Origin of the sequence: Flavobacterium lotistagni, assembly GCF_011392125.1 — a bacterium.
GTDB lineage: Bacteria > Bacteroidota > Bacteroidia > Flavobacteriales > Flavobacteriaceae > Flavobacterium > Flavobacterium lotistagni.
In genome coordinates, this window is the sequence record NZ_JAAJBU010000006.1 from 57742 (window position 1) to 80595 (window position 22854).

Annotated in this window: 22 protein-coding genes; 13 read left to right on the forward strand and 9 right to left on the reverse strand. The window is 40.8% G+C overall.

Annotated elements, in window-relative coordinates; translation table 11 throughout:
• Positions 1–37: 37 nt before the first annotated feature.
• Positions 38–493 (reverse strand): tRNA (cytidine(34)-2'-O)-methyltransferase, encoded by a 456-nt coding sequence (locus G4D82_RS08520; RefSeq protein WP_166336623.1) that lies wholly within the window; start codon positions 491–493, stop codon positions 38–40.
• An 18-nt stretch (positions 494–511) separates the two neighbouring features.
• Positions 512–1081: a pseudouridine synthase gene (locus G4D82_RS08525; RefSeq protein ID WP_166336786.1), complete on the reverse strand. Its 570-nt coding sequence runs from the start codon at positions 1079–1081 to the stop codon at positions 512–514.
• A 162-nt stretch (positions 1082–1243) separates the two neighbouring features.
• Here G4D82_RS08525 and rmuC point away from each other — a divergent pair, with 162 nt between their 5' ends.
• The 5 genes from rmuC to G4D82_RS08550 all read left to right on the forward strand — a co-directional run bounded on the left by rmuC (position 1244) and on the right by G4D82_RS08550 (position 9854).
• Positions 1244–2581 carry a DNA recombination protein RmuC gene (gene rmuC, locus G4D82_RS08530; protein ID WP_166336625.1) on the forward strand — a complete coding sequence of 446 codons (1338 nt, stop codon included), beginning with the start codon at positions 1244–1246 and terminating at the stop codon, positions 2579–2581.
• Between the two features lie 236 nt (positions 2582–2817).
• The gene (locus G4D82_RS08535; protein WP_166336627.1) at positions 2818–3984 is read left to right on the forward strand and encodes a hypothetical protein; all 1167 of its coding nucleotides are present in this window, start codon (positions 2818–2820) and stop codon (positions 3982–3984) included.
• A 43-nt stretch (positions 3985–4027) separates the two neighbouring features.
• Positions 4028–6472, forward strand: coding sequence for an FG-GAP-like repeat-containing protein (locus G4D82_RS08540; protein ID WP_235924323.1), 2445 nt, complete (start codon positions 4028–4030; stop codon positions 6470–6472).
• A gap of 166 nt (positions 6473–6638) precedes the next feature.
• The gene (locus G4D82_RS08545; RefSeq protein ID WP_166336629.1) at positions 6639–7766 is read left to right on the forward strand and encodes a hypothetical protein; all 1128 of its coding nucleotides are present in this window, start codon (positions 6639–6641) and stop codon (positions 7764–7766) included.
• Between the two features lie 39 nt (positions 7767–7805).
• On the forward strand, positions 7806–9854 hold the full coding sequence (locus G4D82_RS08550; RefSeq protein WP_166336631.1) for an FG-GAP-like repeat-containing protein: 2049 nt from the start codon (positions 7806–7808) through the stop codon (positions 9852–9854).
• A 67-nt stretch (positions 9855–9921) separates the two neighbouring features.
• On the opposite strand, the gene G4D82_RS08555 is transcribed toward G4D82_RS08550, so the two are convergent.
• Positions 9922–10761, reverse strand: a complete 840-nt coding sequence (locus G4D82_RS08555; protein ID WP_166336633.1) for a DUF5777 family beta-barrel protein — start codon at positions 10759–10761, stop codon at positions 9922–9924.
• Between the two features lie 66 nt (positions 10762–10827).
• A complete protein-coding gene (locus G4D82_RS08560; RefSeq protein ID WP_166336635.1) occupies positions 10828–11217 on the reverse strand; it encodes an OB-fold protein in 390 nt (129 codons plus the stop codon).
• Positions 11218–11287: 70 nt separating this feature from the next.
• On the opposite strand from G4D82_RS08560, the gene G4D82_RS08565 reads away from it, so the two are divergent.
• Together G4D82_RS08565 and G4D82_RS08570 are read left to right on the forward strand one after the other, a co-directional pair.
• Positions 11288–11644 (forward strand): cytochrome c family protein, encoded by a 357-nt coding sequence (locus G4D82_RS08565; protein WP_166336637.1) that lies wholly within the window; start codon positions 11288–11290, stop codon positions 11642–11644.
• A 24-nt stretch (positions 11645–11668) separates the two neighbouring features.
• Entirely contained in the window at positions 11669–12208 is a 540-nt protein-coding gene (locus tag G4D82_RS08570) for a YceI family protein (protein ID WP_166336639.1), read from the forward strand.
• Between the two features lie 53 nt (positions 12209–12261).
• On the opposite strand, the gene G4D82_RS08575 is transcribed toward G4D82_RS08570, so the two are convergent.
• A complete protein-coding gene (locus tag G4D82_RS08575) occupies positions 12262–13224 on the reverse strand; it encodes an ion channel (protein ID WP_166336641.1) in 963 nt (320 codons plus the stop codon).
• 251 nt (positions 13225–13475) lie between these two features.
• Here G4D82_RS08575 and G4D82_RS08580 point away from each other — a divergent pair, with 251 nt between their 5' ends.
• Together G4D82_RS08580 and G4D82_RS08585 are read left to right on the forward strand one after the other, a co-directional pair.
• Positions 13476–13820 (forward strand): hypothetical protein, encoded by a 345-nt coding sequence (locus tag G4D82_RS08580; protein ID WP_166336643.1) that lies wholly within the window; start codon positions 13476–13478, stop codon positions 13818–13820.
• Positions 13793–15220 carry a M64 family metallopeptidase gene (locus tag G4D82_RS08585; protein ID WP_166336645.1) on the forward strand — a complete coding sequence of 476 codons (1428 nt, stop codon included), beginning with the start codon at positions 13793–13795 and terminating at the stop codon, positions 15218–15220. The genes G4D82_RS08580 and G4D82_RS08585 overlap by 28 nt, the downstream gene beginning before the upstream one ends.
• 105 nt (positions 15221–15325) lie before the next feature.
• On the opposite strand, the gene carB is transcribed toward G4D82_RS08585, so the two are convergent.
• Complete coding sequence (gene carB, locus G4D82_RS08590; protein WP_166336647.1) at positions 15326–18178, reverse strand: carbamoyl-phosphate synthase large subunit; 2853 nt, start codon at positions 18176–18178, stop codon at positions 15326–15328.
• Positions 18179–18433: 255 nt separating this feature from the next.
• Entirely contained in the window at positions 18434–18595 is a 162-nt protein-coding gene (gene rpmH, locus G4D82_RS08595; RefSeq protein ID WP_007136275.1) for a 50S ribosomal protein L34, read from the reverse strand.
• Positions 18596–18749: 154 nt separating this feature from the next.
• Here rpmH and G4D82_RS08600 point away from each other — a divergent pair, with 154 nt between their 5' ends.
• Both G4D82_RS08600 and G4D82_RS08605 read left to right on the forward strand, forming a co-directional pair.
• On the forward strand, positions 18750–19265 hold the full coding sequence (locus tag G4D82_RS08600) for a DUF2892 domain-containing protein (protein WP_166336649.1): 516 nt from the start codon (positions 18750–18752) through the stop codon (positions 19263–19265).
• A gap of 188 nt (positions 19266–19453) precedes the next feature.
• The gene (locus G4D82_RS08605) at positions 19454–20149 is read left to right on the forward strand and encodes a TlpA family protein disulfide reductase (RefSeq protein ID WP_166336651.1); all 696 of its coding nucleotides are present in this window, start codon (positions 19454–19456) and stop codon (positions 20147–20149) included.
• A gap of 78 nt (positions 20150–20227) precedes the next feature.
• Here G4D82_RS08605 and G4D82_RS08610 read toward each other — a convergent pair whose 3' ends face one another.
• Both G4D82_RS08610 and G4D82_RS08615 read right to left on the reverse strand, forming a co-directional pair.
• Positions 20228–21121 carry a lytic transglycosylase domain-containing protein gene (locus tag G4D82_RS08610; RefSeq protein ID WP_166336653.1) on the reverse strand — a complete coding sequence of 298 codons (894 nt, stop codon included), beginning with the start codon at positions 21119–21121 and terminating at the stop codon, positions 20228–20230.
• A gap of 45 nt (positions 21122–21166) precedes the next feature.
• Entirely contained in the window at positions 21167–21841 is a 675-nt protein-coding gene (locus G4D82_RS08615; protein ID WP_235924324.1) for an alpha/beta hydrolase, read from the reverse strand.
• A gap of 203 nt (positions 21842–22044) precedes the next feature.
• On the opposite strand from G4D82_RS08615, the gene G4D82_RS08620 reads away from it, so the two are divergent.
• Both G4D82_RS08620 and G4D82_RS08625 read left to right on the forward strand, forming a co-directional pair.
• Entirely contained in the window at positions 22045–22329 is a 285-nt protein-coding gene (locus G4D82_RS08620; protein ID WP_166336792.1) for a GNAT family N-acetyltransferase, read from the forward strand.
• A gap of 181 nt (positions 22330–22510) precedes the next feature.
• Positions 22511–22852: a hypothetical protein gene (locus G4D82_RS08625; RefSeq protein WP_166336655.1), complete on the forward strand. Its 342-nt coding sequence runs from the start codon at positions 22511–22513 to the stop codon at positions 22850–22852.
• Positions 22853–22854: the final 2 nt, after the last annotated feature.

The window sequence follows — 22854 nt, forward strand, 5'->3', positions numbered from 1 at the left end:
CACAGGCAAAATGGCTCCAAACAACCTGACTAATTTCCTATCGAGACTTTGAAATTTGCCTTTTGGCTTCACCGATAATAAAGGCACAAGCATTCGCGAGATTGTAACTGCGCACTAAGGGTGAAATCGGTATTTTGAGATGGTTCTCAAAGCGCGCTAACACTTCAGCAGACAAACCGACACTTTCTTTGCCGAAAACCAGCCAATCGCCATCTCGGAATTCATTCTCTAAATACGATTTACTCGCATGCGAACTCATCAGGAAAACCCTTGACGGATCGGCAATTTGCGAAGCCCATTCTTCGAAGTTTTGGTATTCTTTCCAGTCCAGATGCACCCAATAATCTAATCCGGAACGTTTGAGATTTTTGTCGGTGATTTGAAAGCCAAAAGGATGAATGAGATGCAAACGGCTTTCGGTGCCTACGCAAAGACGGCCAATATTCCCTGTGTTGTTAGGAATTTCGGGTTCTACCAGTACAATATTGAGCATGTTGAGTTTGATTTAGGGTTAAACATGGAATGCATTGACTTCAACAACTTCACCGGGCGAAAGTGTTCCCAAATGAACATTACCGATTCGCACACGAACGAGTCGAAGTGTTGGAAAACCAACCGCCGCAGTCATTTTCCGAACTTGCCGAAACTTGCCTTCTCGAACCGTAATCGAAGCCCAAGAAGTCGGGCCGTGGCGTTCGTCTCGGATTTTTTTGGCTCGGGCAGGCAAAATGGGAATGGCAGGCAGAATGAAAGCCTCGCAAGGTTGGGTAAAGTATTTGGTGCCTTCCAGACCAATCTCGACACCGCTTTTTATTTTTTCAATTGCTGTTTGATCGATGAGACCATCCACTTGCACGTAATATTCTCTCTCGTAATGACGGCTACAAATTTGATCGCTGACTTTGCCATCGGTGGTTAAAAGCAGCAAGCCTTCGGAATCTTCATCCAGTCTACCAATAGCCATGGTGCTTTGCGGAAAATCGAAAAATTCGCCAAGCAATTTCTTGTTGCGCTTGAGTTCGTACTTGAATTGGCTCAAATATCCGTAGGGTTTGTAAATGATAAAATGGCGGTGGTTCAATGGAAAAAAGTAATTGTCAGCTTCTAAAAGTAATTTGTAATCGCAAATTTTCTCGCGCACCAAAGATAAGGCAATCACTTTTGAATTGGGTAATTTTTATGCGCGGCGCGTCGATTTTGCAATTATTGATTACATTTACTTGCTACAAAAAATCCATCAAAAATGAACGCCACAATAATTACTTTACTTGCTTTCTGCATTGCTTTAGCCATCGGTATTTTCATCGGAAAATTGCTCCTCGCCGCTCAATCCAAGGCAGACAAAATTAGCCTTGAAGAGAAACGTATCGCCTTGAATTCGCAACTCGAAAATTTGAAAGACCAATTGGTAAAATCGCAATACGAAAAGGAAAATATTCGCACCGAGAAAGACAGCCTTGCCTTGCAATACACCAAGAAAGAAGCAGATTTGGAATACCTTCGCCAACGCCATATCGAACAACAGCAAGAAATCGAGAAATTGCAAGAAAAATTTACCAAGGAATTTGAAAATCTGGCCAACAAAATCCTTGAAGAAAAGACCAACAAATTCACCGAGCAAAACAAAGAAAACCTTAAAAACATTCTCTCTCCACTACAAGATAAAATTCAGTTATTCGAGAAAAAAGTCGAAGATACACACAAGGAAAGTATCGACTATCACGCCGCGCTTCGCCAGCAAATATTGGGTTTACGTGAAATGAACGAACAGATGAGCCGCGAAACGATTAACCTCACCAAAGCACTCAAAGGCGACAGCAAAATGCAAGGCAATTGGGGCGAACTCATTCTGGAGCGCGTGTTGGAAAAATCGGGTTTGGAAAAAGACCGCGAGTATTTTGTGCAGCAAGCCCATTTGACTGAAGACGGCCAGCGCGTATTTCCTGATGTGGTGATTCATTTGCCCGACGGGAAGAAAATGATTGTCGATTCAAAGGTATCGTTGACTGCCTATGAAAAATTTGCCAACGAAGAAGACGAAGCCCTCCGAAACGTCTACTTAAAAGAACACGTGAACTCGATCAAGCGCCATGTAGAGCAACTCGGCGAGAAAAACTACCATGATCTTTACCAAATCGAAAGTCCAGATTTTGTACTGTTGTTTATTCCGATCGAACCTGCTTTTGCTATGGCTTTGAATGAGGAAACAACCCTCTATAACAAAGCATTCGAGAAAAATATTGTGATTGTCACACCTTCGACTTTACTGGCTACTTTGCGCACCATCGACAGTATGTGGACCAACCAGAAACAACAAGAGAATGCCTACGAAATTGCCCGACAAGCCGGTGCTTTGTATGATAAATTTGAGGGTTTTGTAACTGATCTGATTTTGGTGGGAAAAAAAATGGATGAAGGAAAAAAAGCCTACGAAGAATCAATGAAAAAACTTTCTACCGGAAATGGCAATTTAATCGTCAGCGTAGAAAAACTCAAAAAAATGGGGGCCAAAGCCAAAAAAACATTACCAGAAGCTGTATTGCGCAGGGCTGAAGCAGAACAGAACGAACCCACTTCTTAAAGTTCAAAATTTTATGATGTAATTTCTTTAAAAGTAGGGTAAATCCGTTTTGAGTTCTCTTCAATAGTAATTAGTGACCCAAGAGCGTTAAGGCCTACAGTTATTGAATTTATTGGCCATCGTCACTTTTTAAAAATCCGAATAAAACAACGAATTATTATTTTAACTATCAGTTGTTGAAGTAATTGCTATTTTAATTGATATTTTTTTTATTTTTGGGTCGCTTTTTTAAACATATGAAACAATTTTACGCTGGTCTTATTGGTGTTTTGATGTTCACTCTTCTCGTGATTTCATGTACGATGAATGAGGATGATTCCTATGTTGATGTAAGTGACGCTAGTAAACAAAGTACTGCAGTGGTAGCTCCTGTTCGTTTTGATTTGAGTGCAGTGCCTTTCCCGAAACTATCTGACTATCATTTTTTTATCGGGCCGCTCAAAAATTTAAAGCCTAACTACAAAGTGTTGCCTTATGAACCTGCTAGTGTTTTATTTAGCGATTATGCACACAAAAAAAGATTTGTCTGGATGCCCAGAGGAACTAAAGCTACTTACAACGGTGACAACAAAACTCTAGAATTGCCTGTTGGTGCTGTGCTAATCAAAAATTTCTACTACGACCGCGTGCTTCCCAACAACACAACCCGCATCATTGAAACCCGCTTGATGATTCGTAAAGCTTCAGGTTGGATTTTTGCGGAATATGTTTGGAACGCCGAACAAACTGAAGCCTACTATGACATGGAAGGCAGTTTCACACCAATTTCTTGGATGGATGAAAACAACCTAGTCAAAGAAACCAACTACCGAATTCCTTCTGAGGCCCAATGCGCCATTTGTCACAAAAGAAAAGAATTGGTAAATGATGTGGAAGTGACCACCTACATCCCGATTGGCATCAAACCACAAAACCTCAATTTCAATTATAATTACGGTAATACAGTAAGAAACCAATTAAACATGTGGATTCAGCAAGGTTATTTGCAAAATAATTTTTCTCTTCCAACTCCTGAAAACACCATCATAGACTACAATGACAGTTCTAAACCACTCGAATTGCGCGTGAGGTCGTATGTTGATATTAATTGTTCGCATTGCCATTCAGAAGGCAGACATTGCGATTATCGTCCGATGCGTTTTGCTTTTTCAGACACGGGTTTGCCTAATGGCGCTGGCCGAACCAATTTAGGTGTTTGTGTCAATACTGAAGACATGCAAGGTTTTCCCGAAGATTTGGGTACAATTGTCAACCCAGGAAGCACCGATCGTTCCATGTTATATTATCGCATCAATACCACCAACGAAACATTCAGAATGCCGTTACATGGAAGAACCATGATTCATCAAGAAGGGGTTGCACTCATCGGACAATGGATCAATTCGTTACAAGATTGTCCTTAAATTTGAATTAATCAATTACTAAACTATAATCAATTACCCAATTATGAAAAAAATTATTTTAATGTTATTGTTACTGATTTTTGCGCCACTGGCCAAAGCTCAGGACACTTGTGCCACAGCCGTTCCGATTACCGCCGGATTTTATGTGGTTACGGGTATTAATGGATCGGAAGTGCCGAATCCTATTTGTACCGCATTTGGAGCTGTACCAATTACTCGTCCACCTGCCGGAGAATGGTACATCTACACCCCTACAGAAAATCACTCTGTGACAGTTACCACTGATATCACGGCAAACACACCATTAGTAGATACGCGTTTCCATGTATACAGAGGCGATTGCTCTAATTTGGTTTGCCATGCTGGTGATGATGATAACGGAACCGGAAACTCATCAACAAGTACTTTTGATGTCATCGCCGGAACTTCTTATTATATTGCTTTCGATAATCGCTGGTCATCAGCCGGTTTTACTTTTCAGTTATCTGAAAACGTTTTTGTACCCAATCCATGTAATTCAGCAACACCTATTACTGCCGGTACTACGTCAGTTAATGCCATCGATGAAGACAACTTAATCACAGCATGCTCTAACGCTACTTTAGCCAAATGGTATGCATACACTCCTGCGCAAAACTTAGTATTGACAGTGAGTTCAGATTTACCAGCCAACATCTGTCAAGACACTAATTTCAGTGTATATACCGGAGCCTGCACTGCTTTAACTTGCTTGGTGAGTGATGATGACTCGGGTGAAATTGCCTGTAATTCTGGAAACACCGATTCTTTATTGTCTAAGAAAAGTTTCAACGTAACCGGAGGAACTACTTATTATATCGCCTGGGACAATAAACACAGTGCAGACGGTTTTGATTTCACTTTAACCGAGACGCCAATCATCGTTCCGGTAAATTATACTTCACAAACTGTAGCTACCATCAATAACACCTACAATATTTGTGTGGTCGATATGAACAATGACAGTATTGATGATATTGCCGGAGTAAGCACTGGCAATTTAAAAGTACATTACCAACAACCTGACGGCACTTTTACCATTACCAATTTTACTTTACCCTCAACAGGTTTTCAACCTTCATGGAGCTTAGCCGCCGGTGATTACAACAGAGACGGCTACAATGATTTGTTATTAGGTTCAGGAAGTGGCTTGACTTTCTGGGAGTCTAATGGTTTGGGAACAGGCTACATCAGTAAAACCCCAGGGCAATATATTTTCTGTCAAAGAACCAATTTCATCGATATCAATAACGATGGAAATTTGGACGCTTTCTCTTGCCATGACGTTGATCCGAACGTTTATTATTTGAATGATGGCGCAGGCAACTGGACTTATTATCAATCTGGCACAACACCTGGCGCTTACATGTTAGGTATTACTCCTTCTGGTGGAAACTATGCGTCAATATGGACCGATTATGATAATGATGGCGACCGCGATATGTTCATTTCAAAATGTTCTGGACCTCCATGTGAATTACATAGAAATGATGGCGATGGCGTATTTACTGATATTTCGGCTACTGCTGGAATCAATGTACAACCTGTTCAGTCTTGGTCTTCTGCAGTTGCAGATTTTGATAATGACGGTGATATGGATATTGTAATCGGATCGAATGGAAGTGTTCGAAACAAATTCTTCAGAAACAACCTTGACACCTCTAATGATGTTGAAGAAGCGTTCACAGATATTTCTGCTGGCTCCGGTTTGGAAACAGAAACAGTTGTTAACCGTGATTATGTTGCTTATGATTTCGACAACAACGGATTGGTGGACATTCTAGGCCCAAGTGGGAAAATTTTCTTCAACCAAGGAGGTAATGTTTTCTCGCCTACAACATACCCTGGTCTTTCGATAGGAGCCATAGGAGATTTGAATGAAGATGGATTCCTTGATATCTTAAACAACAACACTATTCGTTATGCCGTTCCGAACCAAAACAACTGGTTCAAAGTAAGACTTCAGGGAACACAAAGCAACACCAACGGAATCGGTGCTAGAATTGAAATTTATGGCAGCTTCGGAAAGCAAATTCGTGACATTCGCAGTGGTGAAGGTTTTGAATTTATGAGCTCTTTGAATGCACATTTCGGTTTAGGTGAAGCAACTGCAATTGAAACTTTGGTGGTCAGATGGCCTTCAGGAATTGTAGATACTTTTGAAAACCCAACTATTAACGAAGCTTTCCGTGTAACAGAAGGTTCTACACTAGCGGTGAATGCAAATACGTTTGCTGAGTTCAACATCTCGCCAAACCCAACTAGAGCATTGTTAAACATTAGCGTAAATAATTCATCAACCAACACCTTCAAAACGGCTCAAGTATTTGACTTAGCGGGTAGAGTTGTAATGAATAAACCTTTGGATGCAATGACATTAGATGTATCCACTTTGCAAAGTGGCACTTATTTGTTGGTATTGAAAAACCAAAACGGAAAATCGTTCACCCAAAAATTCGTGAGAGAATAACTTAAGTTCTTTCTAAAAATAATAAGCACCGGTGAGGCATTTAGTATGTCAAACCGGTGTTTTTTTATTCTTATTTAGAACCCTTACAGATGTGAATCAATAGTTTATGATTGTATTGTGAGTTTGATAAATTTTATTACTTTTGGTATGCTTTTTTGAAAAAATTATGAAAAAACTTTACCTCATCGTTTTACTCGTCGCTGCTTCAGCAATGGTTTTTTATTCATGTTCGGACAATGACGAAGATTACTTGGATATCAACTCAGAGAATCGTACTAGCCAATCTATAAGTGGTCCTCTGAAAATTGATTTATCGCAAGTACCTTATGCCAAGCTATCAGACTATCATTTTTTTATAGGTCCGATGAAAAACATGAATCCGGGATACAAAGTCATTCCCTACTCTCCAGCTAGTACACTTTTTACTGACTATGCCCTCAAAAAAAGATTTATTTGGATGCCTGAAGGCGTCAAAGCCAATTATGTTGCAGACAATAAAATTCTAGATTTTCCGGTAGGCACTATTTTAATAAAAAACTTTTATTACAACACCATTCAACCAGGAAATACCACAAAAATTATTGAAACCCGTCTCATGGTGCTTAAGGCTGATGGCTGGAAATTTTATGAGTATTTATGGAACGATGCACAAACTGATGCCGATTTAGTTGTCGGAGAAGATTTTGCCAATGGAAGTAGTATTCCAATTACTTTCAGAAAGCCCAACAACGAAATTGTAACTACTGATTACCGTATTCCTTCAGATGCTGAGTGTTTTGCTTGTCACAAGAAAAATGAAGTGGCCACACCAATTGCTCCAAAACCACAGAACCTTAACATCGACTTCGCTTATCCTAGAGGCAATAAGAATCAGTTGCTTTATCTCAAACAACAAGGCTATTTGAACAGCTATCCTGCCAATATCGTTTCGACTGTTGATTACCACGATACGACTAAACCTCTAGATTTAAGACTTCGTTCCTATCTCGATATGAATTGTGCACACTGTCATCAAGACAATGCCCGTTGTGATTATAGAGCTTTGCGATTGGCTTTCAGTGAAACCACTAATCCTACAAACATTGGTATTTGTGTAACTGCAGATGAAGTACTTAGCCCGTCACTAGAAAAACTTGTCAATCCTGGCAATTATGATAAATCAGTAATGCATTATCGAATGAACACCAATGATGAAAGCGAAAGAATGCCATTAATTGGACGAACTATAGTACACCAAGAAGGGGTTGAGCTCCTAGAACAATGGATTTCATCCTTGACCCAAAACTGTGATTAAGCATTAACCTTACCTTAAATACCCTTAACAAAAACTCTAATGAAAAAAAAATTACCCCTTTTTGTTGCTATTTTCAGCTTCACTTTTGCCATGGCGCAAGAGCATTGCGACAGTGCTATAACTGTTGCTTTAGGCTCTACTACTACTGCTCCAGCGTTTACCAATGAAGCTGGTGAAGCCCCGACCCAACTTTGTGGTTTGACAAACCCAAACAACAATCCCGCTACCAAAGGAAAATGGTACACCTTTACGGCTACCGAAAACAATACCGTCACAGTCAGTACGCTTTTACCTCAAAACAACAACGCTGATACTCGAGTCATTGTATATTCAGGAGAATGCGGTGCACTGACTTGTGTAGGATCAAATGACGATTACAACGGTACCAATTCTTCTTTTCTTACGTTTCCAATTACAACAGGCACTAAGTATATTATTGCATTCGATAATCGATTCAGTCAAGCTACTTTTGATTTTAGCCTGACCGTAGCACCTCCACCGGCCGAGGATCGTTTGTCATTTACTGTAACTCCTGTAAGCGGAATCGCTGGAACATACAACAACTGCATTGCTGACATGAATGGAGATTATCGCGATGATATCGTCTCAGCGGTAAGTAATAATTTATTGGTAATTGCTTACCAACAACCAGACGGAACTTTCACTAATACTGATTTCCCGCTCACTAACACAGTAGTATTGCCATCTTGGAGTATTGCCGCTGGAGATTTTGACAATAACGGTTACAATGATTTAATTTATGGTTCAGGAAGTGGCGTGACATTTTTGAAAGCCAATGCAAATGGAACAGCCTACAGCACTGACCGTAAAAACCAATCTTATTTGGTACAAAGAACCAACTTCGTAGACATTAACAACGACGGAAAATTAGATGCTTTTGCCTGTGATGACAATGCACCGAATCGCTATTATATGAATGACGGCACCAACCTGAATCATATTCAAGGCGGTATTGGTGACTTTGCCAGCGGTGGAAACTATGCCTCACTTTGGTCAGATTTTAACAACGACGGAAAAATCGATATGCACCTTTCAAAGTGTGGTCAAGGCGGTTCTGGTGTAGGTGGTAATATTAATCAATTGTTCCAAAACAATGGCGATGGTACTTATACCAATATTGCTCCAACAGCGAATATGGCCGATCCAGAGCAAACTTGGTCTTCTGCGGTTGGAGATTTTAACAATGATGGTTGGATGGATGTAATTGTAGGTGTCAATTCAATGTCTAACGGAAACACCAACGTGAAAAGAAACAACGGTGACGGTACTTTTACCAGTGTTACGGCAGGTTCAGGTTTCGATACTTTCAACTATACCGGTAGAGAATACGTTGCGGAAGATTTCGATAATGACGGCTTTCTAGATGTATTGGCTGCGGGCGGTCTTATCATGTTTGGCGATGGCGATTTCCACTTTACGCCCAACCCCAATGCTTATCCATTGTCAACCGTTGACCGACCAATGGGCGATTTGAACAACGATGGATTTATTGACATTCAAAGCGGAAATAATGTTTTGTTCAACGACGGAAATGACAACCACTGGATCAAACTTAATCTTGAAGGCGTACAAAGTAACCGAAATGGAATCGGAGCCAGAGTAGAACTTTATGGTGCTTGGGGAAAACAAATCCGTGATGTTCAAAGCGGAACTGGTTTTCAAAACATGAGCAGTATCAACCCTCATTTCGGAATTGGTGCTGAAACAGCTATTGAGAAAGTAATCATTAGATGGCCATCGGGAACTGTCGATACGATTTTGAATCCTTCGAGCGATCAGAACTTACTAGTGGTGGAAGGTTCTTCTCTGTTAGCGGTAAGTCAAGCCAAAAACGGAGCATTCACAGTATATCCAAACCCTGCTAATGAGGTGATTCACGTTAAACTCAACGACGCTTCAACAATCATCAACCAAGCCGGAATTTATGACCTCAGCGGAAGATTTATCTCAAGTAGTAATATGACTAACGAAACTATCGATGTTAAATCATTGGCTACTGGCAGTTATTTATTACTCTTGAAAGATGCACAAGGCAACACTTATTCGCAAAAATTCTTGAAAAAATAATTCAATAACAACTCATAAAAAAGCCTGTCATTAACGACAGGCTTTTTTGTTTTATAAATCTTGTGGCTTAAAAAACACGCAACAAATTAAATCCAAAGAAAATCTGGCCTTTGTCCCATTCGCCAGTGGTATTGCCTAAGAATCCGGCTTCGTGAATACCTTGAGAATTGCTGAAATGCATTTGAAAAACGTGCCCACCAGTTTCGAGATCAACCCCAACAGATAACGGATCTTTGTATATTGAAGAACTAGTACGATTCAGATGAGCAGCATAATCGATGTTGAGTGACAAACGACGTGATAATTTATAACGCCCACCTACGCCCACAGCATATTGCGAATTGTCTTGATCGTCATTGTCAACAAAGTTCTCATGGAAAAATGTCGGCGCCAATTCTAGCGAAAGCTTATCATTAAACTTTCGGGAAACCAACAACTGCGAAACATAAATCATTCGGTCGTTGAATTTCATTTCCGGATAGTTACTTTCCTTTAAAATATTATTGAAACCTAGGCTGTTGAAACCAACAATCGCCACTGGAAATCCATCCTTTTTTTGCTCCATCAATTTATACTTGACCGAAAAATCGTAAGCTGGTTCACTTCTAGCCGCACTCACCGTAAGCCAAGGCGTCACACCATAAAGAAATTTAAGCTGTGTGATAGCACCATCTAATCCGTAAGCTCCTTCAAATCCGTCTTTGATGGAACTGAAACGGTGTGCTACCACAAAATAGAAATCACCTTTAGCAGCCAGTTTAGTAGATTCCAGATTGACGATTTTGAGCGCTTTAAAAGCAGATTCTACAGGTTGATTTTTAGGAACGCTGTCCATTCCGGCGAGTAAATCTTCCTGCGCGAGAGCAGCCATTGGCAGCAAAAGGGCCAGAGATAATAGTTTTTTCATCTTGCAATATTTGTTTGTTAGTTTGGTTTTTGGAAAAAATTCCGAGGTTGAGTGAAGGATAATCATCTATTCGATTAAGGTAATCTGGTCCATCTTGAATTCACCGAGCAAATCATCATAACCGATAAAACGCCCTTTGATTTTGACTTCTTGCCCGACAACTGGTGCTTTAACTGGCTGAGTTGCATAGGTGGCAAACATTTTCTCATCGAGCACTATGGCTTTTTCTACAGCATCGAAACTAGAGATTTTGCCCTTGACTTCAATAGTTTTGTCAAGGTACTTTTGATTGGCTTGAGCGTCATTAGCTGCAAACTCGGCTTCCAGACTTTTTACGGTCAGCGAAAAACTGGCCTCTTCCGCACCAATGTCACGATGGTTTTGGTACATGTAGAAATACAATCCACCGGCAATCGCAATAATAAATACGATAATAATTAACAGAATTTTTTTCATTTCATTTTTTTTTTAAATACAAACATAATTATTACTAGGTTTAATTTTCTATTTTTGAAATAAAAAACATATGAAATTGAAATTATCTTTAATCGCCTTAACCGGCTTTTTATCTCTCAGTTGTAGTTCTAATAGCCCTGATGACTTACAAGGCGAAGTTCCTGAAAACATCTCTTATGAGGCAGACATCAAACCTATTATTCAATCCAATTGTCTTGGCTGTCATGCTGAACCGCCTGTTAACGGAGCTCCGATGCCACTTACGGATTATGATAAAGTAAAACAAGCCATACAATCAAGAGGCTTAATTGACCGAATTTCCAGAGCACAAGGCACAGAAGGAATGATGCCAAGCGGCGGCACTCGATTACCAGAAAACATTATCGCTACCATCATCAAATGGAGAGACCAAGATTTCCAGCCTTAAACCAAAAAAACTAAACAAACAGCAATGAAAAAGATATTACTAATGGCCTTATTGATTTTGGCCAACGCGGGTTTTGCCCAAGATAAAATGCTCACTAAAACCGGAAAGATTACTTTTGAAGCTTCGGTTCCGGCTTTTGAAGAAGTGAAGGCTAAGAATGAAGGCGTCACTTGTGTTCTAAATACTAAAACCGGTGACATTGCCAGCCTTGCGCTCATCAAAGGTTTCAAATTCAAACTCGCTTTGATGGAAGAACATTTCAACGAAAATTACCTCAATAGCGATACCTATCCGAAATCGACATTTAAAGGAAAAATTGAAAACTTCGACATCAATTCAGTGACCACAACTGCCAAAGAATATACACTCAAAGGCAAGCTAGAATTACACGGGAAGACCAACGACTTAATTACCAAGGCTAAAATCCGCAAGACCGAAAACGGTTTAGAGATTATTTCCAACTTCACTGTGAATGCCTCAGATTATGATATAGAAATTCCGTCGGTGGTCAAAAAAAAGGTCTCCAACAAAGTCAATGTGAAAACAGAATTTTTGCTGAAATAAAATCAGAAAGCTTCCCGAAACGGAGGCTTTTTTTTATATAAATATTCTGCAACTCAATCTACAGCAACTGCATAGAACGAATCGAGTTTGTCTAAATGCAGTACTGTTCGGGTATCGTCTTCGCTGTCGGAATACATCATTTCGAACTTCGCACCATAGACCACTTCATCAAAAGTGTACGAAGTATTGGCGGCAACGGTCGTGCTAAACATATCGTCGAAAGTTTTCACAAACACTAAAATCTCGCCATCAATGGATTTAAAATCGCTTTGAAGAAAACCAAATAGCGGACTATTTTCAGTAATCGGATGCACCAGCGTCCAGCTTAAAGTAAGCGAATTGACCTTAGACATTTCCAGATCGAGTGTATAAAACTTGTTGACCTTCTGACCGTTTTCCTCGAGAATCATTCCTAGCGTAACCTTGGCTTCAGCATCGGTAAAATTGGTGTTTTTGTACGGTGCCATGCGTAACATTAATGCTTTGCCGCTTTTGTAAGGCGATATCAAAGCGTGATGCGAAAATTTCAGAAATGCCGTTGGCTTGCTGAATCTTCCAAAAAACAAACCTGTGGCAATGGCAAAACTGAGCAACCCAATGAGTGCTTCAGTAGCAGCCAAAGCACTGGTTAAAAAACCATTCGGACTGATGTGACCATAACCTACTGTAGTAAAAGTTTGCGCACTGAAAAAATACGCCTTCCCAAATTTAACCCACTCCGAGCCGTTAGTGCTGATGCCGTCGAGATACTGAACCCCAATGAGGTAATAAATGCATGCAAAAAGAAAATTCACAGCTGTATAAAACCCGAACAAAACCCCGAGAAACTTCCAACGTGGCATGGCCAGCATAGTATGGTACCAGCTGATCCTATCGAGCAGTGGAAGTCCGCGTTTGTAGATGTTGGCTGTTCCATCTTTGTTGACAAAACGCCCGCCATAACTACCGGCATTGGTTCCGAAACCGCTGTTAAGTTCGGCTTTAGCTTTGGAGTTGATTTTTTTGAGTAAGTCCATTTTGAAATATTTCGAGTGTAAAAATACTGCTTTTGAACAGAGAACAATGAAGTAATTTTCTTTTAACGACTGACTTTCGATTACTTAATTCTCTATCTTTGAAAGTCATTTTAAAGATCATGCGCCTGTACTTATTTCTTTTGCTAACTATATTCTTGATTGGCAGTTGCGGAGCATCGAGTCAAAGGGAAAATTCACCCGAAATTATTGCGCAAAAACCTATTGATGAAATTCTTTTCGTTATGTTCAAAATGACAAAAAAAGATTCAGGAAATGCACTCATGATGACCTCGACCAGCATCGGAAAAGGAAAAATGAAACCGGAAATAGTTCGCCCTATTGATTCAGGAAACTATCTAATTGTAGAAATTTTTCAAGACGAAAAACGCACTGACACCCGACGCATAGAACATCCATTACTGAAAAACGTTGAATACCTGAACGAAAACAACCAATTCAGCACCCAAGCCGTAAAGCTTGATGAAGCTGAGTTTTTTATCCGACTCCAGAAAAAAGGCATCACCAAAATCAAAATTATAGAAACTATCAACCACAAAACTTCTAACCAATGGCAAACCTTTACCATCACACCATGAAGAAAATAGCAACTTTGTTTTGCTTTTTAATCACCTTGACAGCCCTGCAAGCTCAAGTTTTTGATGTGGTACAAATTCAAAACAGTGGCGACCCGAATAAATGTTTGAATCTCGTGATCATGGGCGATGGCTACACTGCCGACCAACAAGAAGATTTTATTGATACCGCAAGTGATATTACCAGTTATCTATTTTCAATTTCACCCTGGGCGCAGTATAAAAACTATTTCAACGTCTATGCAATTAAGGTCATTTCTCCGGAATCAGGTGTCAAACATGCTAACACAGCTAGTGATTGTGCATCCTATTTTACCGAAGTTTCCAACCCAATCAATTATTTTGGTGCCCGATTCGACGGTTTTGGCATCCACCGACTGACTATTGTATCAAACGGTGCAAGAGTCGGAATTGTTTTGGCTAACAATTTCCCGAATTATGATTTAGTTTTTATAGTGGGAAACACGCCTCAATATGGTGGCAGTGGCGGAACTTATGCTGTATTTACTGCCAATGCAGCTTCAAGTGAAATTGCGGCCCACGAAATTGGGCATACGTTTGCAGGTTTAGCCGATGAATATTACGCCGGCGATCAGTATTTTGCCGAGAAAATCAACATGACCCAAGAATCTGACCCAACACTGATCAAATGGAAAAACTGGGTTGGCACCGGAACCACTGGCATCCATAATTATTGTTGTGGCGGGAATTCAAATTTATGGTACAAACCGACCAACAATACTTGTAAAATGGAACAGCTAAACTTGCCGTATTGCAACGTCTGTAAAGAAGGTATTATAGAGAAAATTCATGCGCTAGTCAACCCGATTGTGAGTTATTCGCCTGAGAATTCATCGACAGTCAATACCGCTTCAGAGCCCATCAATTTCCAACTAACTGAACTGCTGCGACCGATTCCCAACACCTTGCATATTCAATGGCAATTGGATTCGAGCGTTTTCGATACCAACTTGGATAGCTATCAAATCAATCCCGCTACTTTGTCTGACGGACTGCATTCTCTTACGGCAACAGTTACTGACCCAACAACAATGGTTCGGGTAGACAATCATACTACAATTCACGTCAGTACGGTCAACTGGACCATCAATAAATCTAGTTTGGGTATTGAAACGCATGCAGTAAATACTAAAATAGCTTATACTTTATTCCCAAATCCGGTTCAGTCGCAACTTCATTTGGCTTTTGATTTAGATCAAGCCGCAGATTTGTCTGTTGCTATTATCAACCTCGACGGGAAAACCATTAGCGAAATCAACAAAAAAACCAATTCAGGGAAATTTGAAGAAAACCTGACTGTCGAAAATCTTTCAGCCGGAACCTATATTGTTCTGGTAAAAATCAATGGCGTGGCATTTCCTCAGACTTTCGTTAAAAATTAAAAATGGTAAAAGATGACAATTCTGCACGGATTTTATGTGAAATGCCTAGTTCCGATTGGATAAAGGGCAATCCCATTTCAAAGCCTGAACAACTAGAAAATCTAACTATTTACTCAAGTACATTTTTCGTCTGGAATACAACTCGTAGAATTGGTCATCTTTGAGATCGTCAATGAATAAAATACTCTCACCGGTTGATTTCATTTCTGGGCCGAGCGCCTTGTTCACGTTGTGGAATTTACTAAACGAAAATACCGGCTGCTTGATTGCGTAACCCTTGAGTTGCGGATTGAATTTAAAATCTGTGACTTTGTTTTTACCGAGCATGATTTTCGTCGCGTAATTCACATACGGTTCACCATAAGCTTTGGCAATAAACGGCACTGTTCGCGAAGCGCGCGGATTGGCTTCGATGATGTACACCGTATCGTCTTTGATAGCAAACTGAATGTTAATCAAGCCAACGGTTTTCAGTGCTAAAGCGATTTTCTTCGTGTGGTCTTTGATTTGTTGCATCACAAATTCGCCCAAATTGAACGGTGGCAAAGTTGCGTTAGAATCGCCCGAGTGAATCCCGCAAGGTTCGATGTGTTCCATGATACCGATGATATAAACGTTCTCGCCGTCACAAATTGCATCGGCTTCGGCTTCAATAGCTCCGTCGAGATAATGATCGAGTAACAATTTGTTTCCGGGAATATTGCGCAATAAATCAATGACGTGTTCTTCTAATTCTTGCTTATTGATGACGATCTTCATGCCTTGGCCACCCAAAACGTAAGACGGACGAACCAATAACGGAAAATCCAAAACATCGGCTAGGGCTGAGGCTTGGTCCGCATTTTCAGCCACACCGAATTTCGGGAACGGAATTTTAAGTTCTTCGAGCAATTCCGAAAATCTTCCGCGGTCTTCGGCTAAATCGAGCGCATCGAAAGAAGTGCCCAATATTTTGATGCCGTAACGGTCTAATTTTTCTGCCAGTTTCAAAGCAGTTTGTCCGCCGAGTTGCACAATCACGCCTTCGGGTTGTTCGTGGCGGATAATATCGTAGATGTGTTCCCAGAAAACAGGTTCGAAGTAAAGCTTATCGGCCGTATCAAAATCAGTGGAAACCGTTTCGGGATTGCAGTTGATCATGATGGTTTCGTAACCGGCTTCTTTAGCAGCTAAAACACCGTGAACGCAGGAATAATCGAACTCAATGCCCTGCCCGATTCGATTCGGGCCGGAACCTAAAACCACCACTTTTTTCTTGTCGGTGACGATGCTTTCGTTGGCCACGTATCGCTTGCCATCAGCTGTTTCAATATCGGCTTCAAAGGTGGAATAGTAATAAGGAGTTTGCGCTTTGAACTCTGCAGCACAAGTATCGACCAATTTGTAAACCCGTTTAATATTTTGCTGCTCACGGAGTTTATAAACCTGACTTTCCAAACAGCCGAGCATGTGCGCAATTTGACGGTCGCCGTAGCCTTTCTGTTTGGCTTCGAGCAACAATTCTTTTGGCAAAGTGTCAATGGTAAACTTTGAAATCTCCTTTTCGATTAAATAGAGTTCCTCATATTGCTTCAAAAACCACATATCGATTTTGGTGATCTCGTGGATTCTTGACAAAGGAATGCCCATCTGGATGGCGTCGTAAATGACGAAAACGCGGTCCCAACTGGCGTGCGTAAGCTTTTCAATGATTTGTTCGTAGTTCTTGTAGCCTTTTCCGTCGGCGCCAATTCCGTTGCGTTTGATTTCGAGTGACTGGGTTGCTTTGTGCAATGCTTCCTGGAACGAACGACCGATACCCATAACCTCGCCGACCGATTTCATCTGCAAGCCTAAAGTTCTGTCTGAGCCTTCGAATTTGTCGAAATTCCAGCGCGGGATTTTGACAATCACGTAATCTAAAGTCGGTTCGAAAAGTGCCGAAGTCGATTTGGTGATTTGGTTTTGGAGTTCATCCAAATGGTAACCCAAAGCAAGTTTGGAAGCGATTTTGGCAATCGGATAACCCGTTGCTTTTGAAGCCAAAGCTGATGATCGCGACACTCGCGGATTGATTTCAATAGCGACGATATCTTCTTTATCATCCGGTGAAACGGCAAATTGCACGTTACAACCGCCCGCAAAATTCCCAATCGAGCGCATCATTAATATGGCCATGTCGCGCATTTTCTGGAAAGTCGTATCAGACAAAGTCATGGCCGGCGCTACTGTGATTGAATCGCCGGTGTGAATGCCCATCGGATCCATGTTTTCGATCGAGCAGATGATGACCACGTTGTCATTTTTGTCGCGCAAGAGTTCGAGTTCGTATTCTTTCCAACCGAGTAAGGCTTTGTCTATTAATACCTCGTGAATAGGTGAAGCTTCAAGGCCGCGCGTGAGCAAATCGTCGAAGTCTTCTTTTTTGTGGACGAAAGCAGCTCCGGTGCCACCGAGCGTAAACGACGGACGGATGACGAGTGGAAAACCGAATTCCTGAGCGATTTCTTTTCCTTTGAGGAAGGAATTGGCGGTTTTGGCTGGTGCTGCGCCAACACCGATTTTTTCTAATAATTGTTTGAACTGCTCGCGGTCTTCAGTGATGTTGATGGCGTTGACATCGACACCTATTAAACGAACACCAAAATCTTCCCAAATGCCTTTCTCGTCGGCTTCCAAGCAAAGGTTCAGCGCGGTTTGCCCGCCCATGGTGGGAAGTACGGCATCAATCTGAGGATGCGCTTTGAGGATTTCTATGATGGATTTGGTCGTGAGTGGTTTGAGGTAAACATGGTCTGCCATCGAAGGATCGGTCATGATGGTCGCCGGGTTCGAGTTGATCAGGATGACTTCGATGCCTTCTTCGCGGATAGAACGTGCGGCTTGGGAACCGGCATAATCGAATTCGCAAGCTTGCCCGATGACAATTGGGCCGGAACCGATAATAAGAACAGATTTGATGGAGTTGTCTTTTGGCATTGTAGTTAGTTATTTTTAGTTGTAGGTTGTATGTTATAAGTTGCGTTCTGTGTAGCCGGCAGCCCTAGCCCCGATTGCAGTGGAAATCCTTTTGCGCTCAGGAAATTTCCTTGGTTTGCTATTGGCTTCAGGCGCAAAAGATTGCAACGAAAAGCGGGTATCAGCTCCCGAAAAAATTTCAATATATTTCCCGTCAAGATATAAAAAAAGGCGCTACTAAAAAAGTAACGCCTTGATATAAATGACAGTGAATCATTATTTTTTGTGTCTTGGTTCGCAGGAAACAGTCAGTTTGTGACGGCCTTTAGCGCGACGACGAGCCAATACTTTTCTACCATTAGCAGAAGCCATTCTGTCCATAAATCCGTGCTTATTTCTTCTTTTTCTTTTCGATGGTTGAAACGTTCTTTTGCTCATTGCTTTATATTTTTAAATCTTTATTGAATACCGAGCGGCTTAGGTGCCCTAAAAACCGAGTGCAAATATACAAAGTGTTTTTTTTCTGGCAAGTGCTTTTGAAAAAATATTTTGAAATCTTTTACTATCTTTGGCCACGCTTAAAACACACCTTATGTTTCACAGAATTTTTAAATTGATTTTCGCCGGACTCATCTTCGCTACCGCCATCTGGCAGTTTACTGAAGGCTACATCGGCAATGGGATTTTTTTGATTTTATTGTCGCTGATCCCGGTTTTACTTTATTATAAAAACGAATTTATTTTATTGGCGTTTCTCAGGTTGCGAAAACAAGATTTTACCGGAGCCCAGAAATGGTTGGCTTACATCAAAAACCCAGAAACTGCACTGGTGAGAAAGCAGCAAGGTTACTACAATTACCTGCACGGCATCATGCTCTCACAAACCAATTTGACCCAAGCTGAGAAATATTTCAAGAAAGCTGTGGAACTCGGCCTCAACATGGACATGGATTTAGCCGTAGCCAAACTCAACTTAGCTGGCGTGGCGCTTACCCGAAGAAGAAAACTAGAAGCGACCAACTTGCTCAACGAAGCCAAAAAACTAGACAAACAAGGAATGCTCAAAGACCAGATTGCCATGATGAAAGAGCAGATGAAAAAAATGTAGTTTTTTCAATTACAAAATACACCCGCCGATTTGCAGATTTGAGTTTGTGGATCGGCGTATTTTTTTATAAAAATTTTAGGTTTATAAACATTTTTTCAACAAGTTATTAAAATTTTCTTGTTGAAAACTTTTTTATGTCCGATGAAATGCGTTAAATTTGGCCATTATTAATCTGTAATAGTCAAGTTATGCGATTAATTTTTACACTTCTGTTTTTCACTGCGAGTATTTCTTGCTATAGCCAAGACGCTGTAGTCTCTTTCACAGACGCCATCAAGAGTAACATCAAAAAGTACAATTCCAAAACTGACATTGAATTCGAGAAAGGCAACATCGAGCGCGGCAATGCGTTGTTTGATTCGCTCGTGCAAAACCACTTGGTCGGCTCCCGATTTGACGATTACTCGTTTAAAAGTGTTAACAGTCGCAAGGTAAAACTGAGCAAAATCAAAAAACCGGTATTCATCATTACTTATGCTTCATGGTGTGTGATCAACAAAGGAGAAATTCCTGCGCTAAACAAGCTGGCCAGAAAGTATGATGACGAGGTTCAGATTATTGTCGTGTTTTGGGATGTCAAGAGCGATGTGAAAAAATTAGCGCGCCAGTTCAACAACCACATCAAAGTGTGTTATGCAAACGAAGCCTACAAAAATGACCAAAATGTGGTCGCTACCTTGAAACATTACTTGGGTTTCCCAACTTCTTACTTACTTAACAAAGACTTAGAAGTGGTGGATATCAAACGTGGCGGTATCGCAATTCCACCAAAAACTGCCTTTAAAAAAGCCTTCGATTTGAATTACAACACCTTCAATGACCGTGTGGTGAGTTTAATTCAAAATCAAAACACCGTGCCGGGAAAACTGGCCGCAATTGAGTAACGAGTCCAAACCTTTCATAAAAAAGCCATCAAAACTAAACTAGATTGATGGCTTTTTGCTTTCTTGGATTTCTGAAAATCAATAGCCGCTCAGAGGAATTTGGATTTCGTATTTCTTGCGATTGACGTTAATGAGTTTTTTATCGCGCAACCAAGGATTGTGAATTTTAAGAATCTTGTAATTGATGCCTTGCGCTTTGGCAAACGAAGCCAAGTCATTGATAGTCGTATCAACAGTAATCACTTTTGAAGGCAAGTTGTGGTATAAATCATTCGCATCCACCATGAAACCATACTTGGCCGGATCTTTCATAATTTCTTTTAAAGCCAGAATCCGAAAAACGTAACGCGAAGTTTCATCGTTGAGCAACAAGTCATAGTAGTTAGTAACTTGTTGCATTTCGATTTGTTTGTTCACACCGGTCATGCCGCCATTGTAGGAAGCTGCAGCCAATGTCCAGTTGCCGAAACGCGCTTTGGCCTCGAGCAGGTATTTACAAGCCGCCTCAGTAGACTTTTCAAGATGATAACGCTCATCTACAAAATCATTGACTTCCATTCCTTTTTCTTTAGCTGTTACCGGCATAAATTGCCAAACTCCACGAGCACCTGCCGGAGAAACCGCATTAACCAAACCGCTTTCAATTACTGCCAGGTATTTGAAATCATCGGGAACACCGTACTTGGCAAGAATCGGTTCTATGATCGGAAAAGCACGGTTGGCCCGTTTGATAATTAACAACGTGGTCGCGTCTAAGTTCGCATTGATGAGCAACTCGCGGTCGAGGCGTTCGCGCACATCTGAAACCTGCAACGGCGCAACTTCACCCGCAAAATCAATCTGTGTTGGGAAATAGAACTTAGTACCTTCGCGGGTGATTTTGTTTTTGTTTTCTGTTGAGATACCATAAACGAGTGCCCCGCTTACCACTAATACCGCCAACACTATCGAAAGTCTTTTAATCCAGTTCATCGTCTTCGTTTTTAATTCTGGTAAACTTACAAAATTTAGCCAATCTTAAGAATCCTCACTAAGGATAATTTTAGGCAAGTTTTCGTTGAGCCAACGGTATTTGCTTAGAATCATGATGTGAGTTCCGCCCTTGACCGGAATATAATTGCGAAGGTATTTCTTCGGAAAAACTTCATCTGCATCACCGTGAATGTGAATTACTCTTGGGTCGGCTTCAGCACGGTTCCATAGCAGCATTTGTTCGATGGCCCATTCCAGATAGGCTTTGTCGCGTACCGATAAATACTTCTCATAGAGCTTCAATCTTTGTTGGATGACCGCGCCAAAAGAAAACTTATTCAAAACCTCAATATGCTGCAACAACTTGGTCGGAATGAGTTTGTAGGCTTTAGTATTTCGTGCGATTCTCATGTGCAGCGGAATTTCGTCTTGGGTTTTCACACTGGAAATAATAATTACTTTCCTCGGACTCAGAAAAGCAGCCATTTCTTGCACCAGCACACCGCCAAAGGAAACACCAATTAAAACCGGCGAATCAGCTTGGACTTCTAGAGCCATTCTTTGTGCATACTGCGAAAGCGTTTCTTGTGGTAAAGGAATTTTCCATTCCAACAAGTGCATTTCAAACAGCTCAGTAGGCAATTGAATTCTCTCAAAAATAGCCGAACTTGCTGCTAGGCCGGGCATGAAATAAACTGGAATTTTTGGCGTGCTATCCATTTTTGGGCAGGAATTGAAATCAGGTGATAAATGTAACGGAATCTGTTGAGAATTAAAACCGTAATACACACTAATAACGTGGCAATTAAACCTTATAGTGCGTTGGTTTTCGACAATTATGTTTTACCTTTGTAGGCTCATTCCCAGAATGAAAAACCAAAATTTAATTACAATACTTTGAAGTTATGGAAGCAGCAATCACAATGGAAATCAAAGACAATGCTTTTGCCAGACAATTTGAGACCATCGTTTCCGAAGGTTTGATTTCAGTAGAATATTCGTTTCAAGAGAAAAAAATATTCCTGACCAAGATCAATACGCCAGACGGATTTAATGACGAGGAACTGATTAACGAATTACTAAAAAACATCATGAATATTGCCTACGAGCGCAAGTTAAGAGTCGTTCCGATTTTGCCGAAAATTGCGATGTTCTTCAGAAAAAATACGCTTTACAAGGATTTACTGCCGCCAGGAATCAAAATCTAACGATACAGCAAATTAGTCAAGGCTCCAATTTCGGGGCCTTTTTTGCGTTTGGTTCTTCCTTAAACCCAGACAACATTTCGGGCAAAATATTGCGTTAAGGATGGCAGCAAGCTACCGTGTAGCGCGAACAGCCTGGCCGATAGGCAACGCCCAGAAAAAAATAAAAAACTATCTTTAAACCATGATTTCAACAGAGAACCGTGAGAAAGTAATTTTGTTTTTCGAGAGCATCGATAAATATTACGGCTGCAAAACCGAGATTACTGAAGGTTTGCACATCGATACGCCAGATTCTGATGCGAATGCGGCTACTTGGAATATGTGCGAATTCGAACTCGTGCGCTCGGCTTACCGCAAACAAGGCGAACGTTTTATGATGGAAGGCGAGAAAATGTATTACGAGATTTCGGCCGCTAGGATTATTGATTTCAAACAACCCAAACGGCATACTTATGAATTTGTGGAGCAATATGGTGTGGCGGTTTTTAGAACGACGAAAATTCGGTTTCATTCAAAGTACTGAAA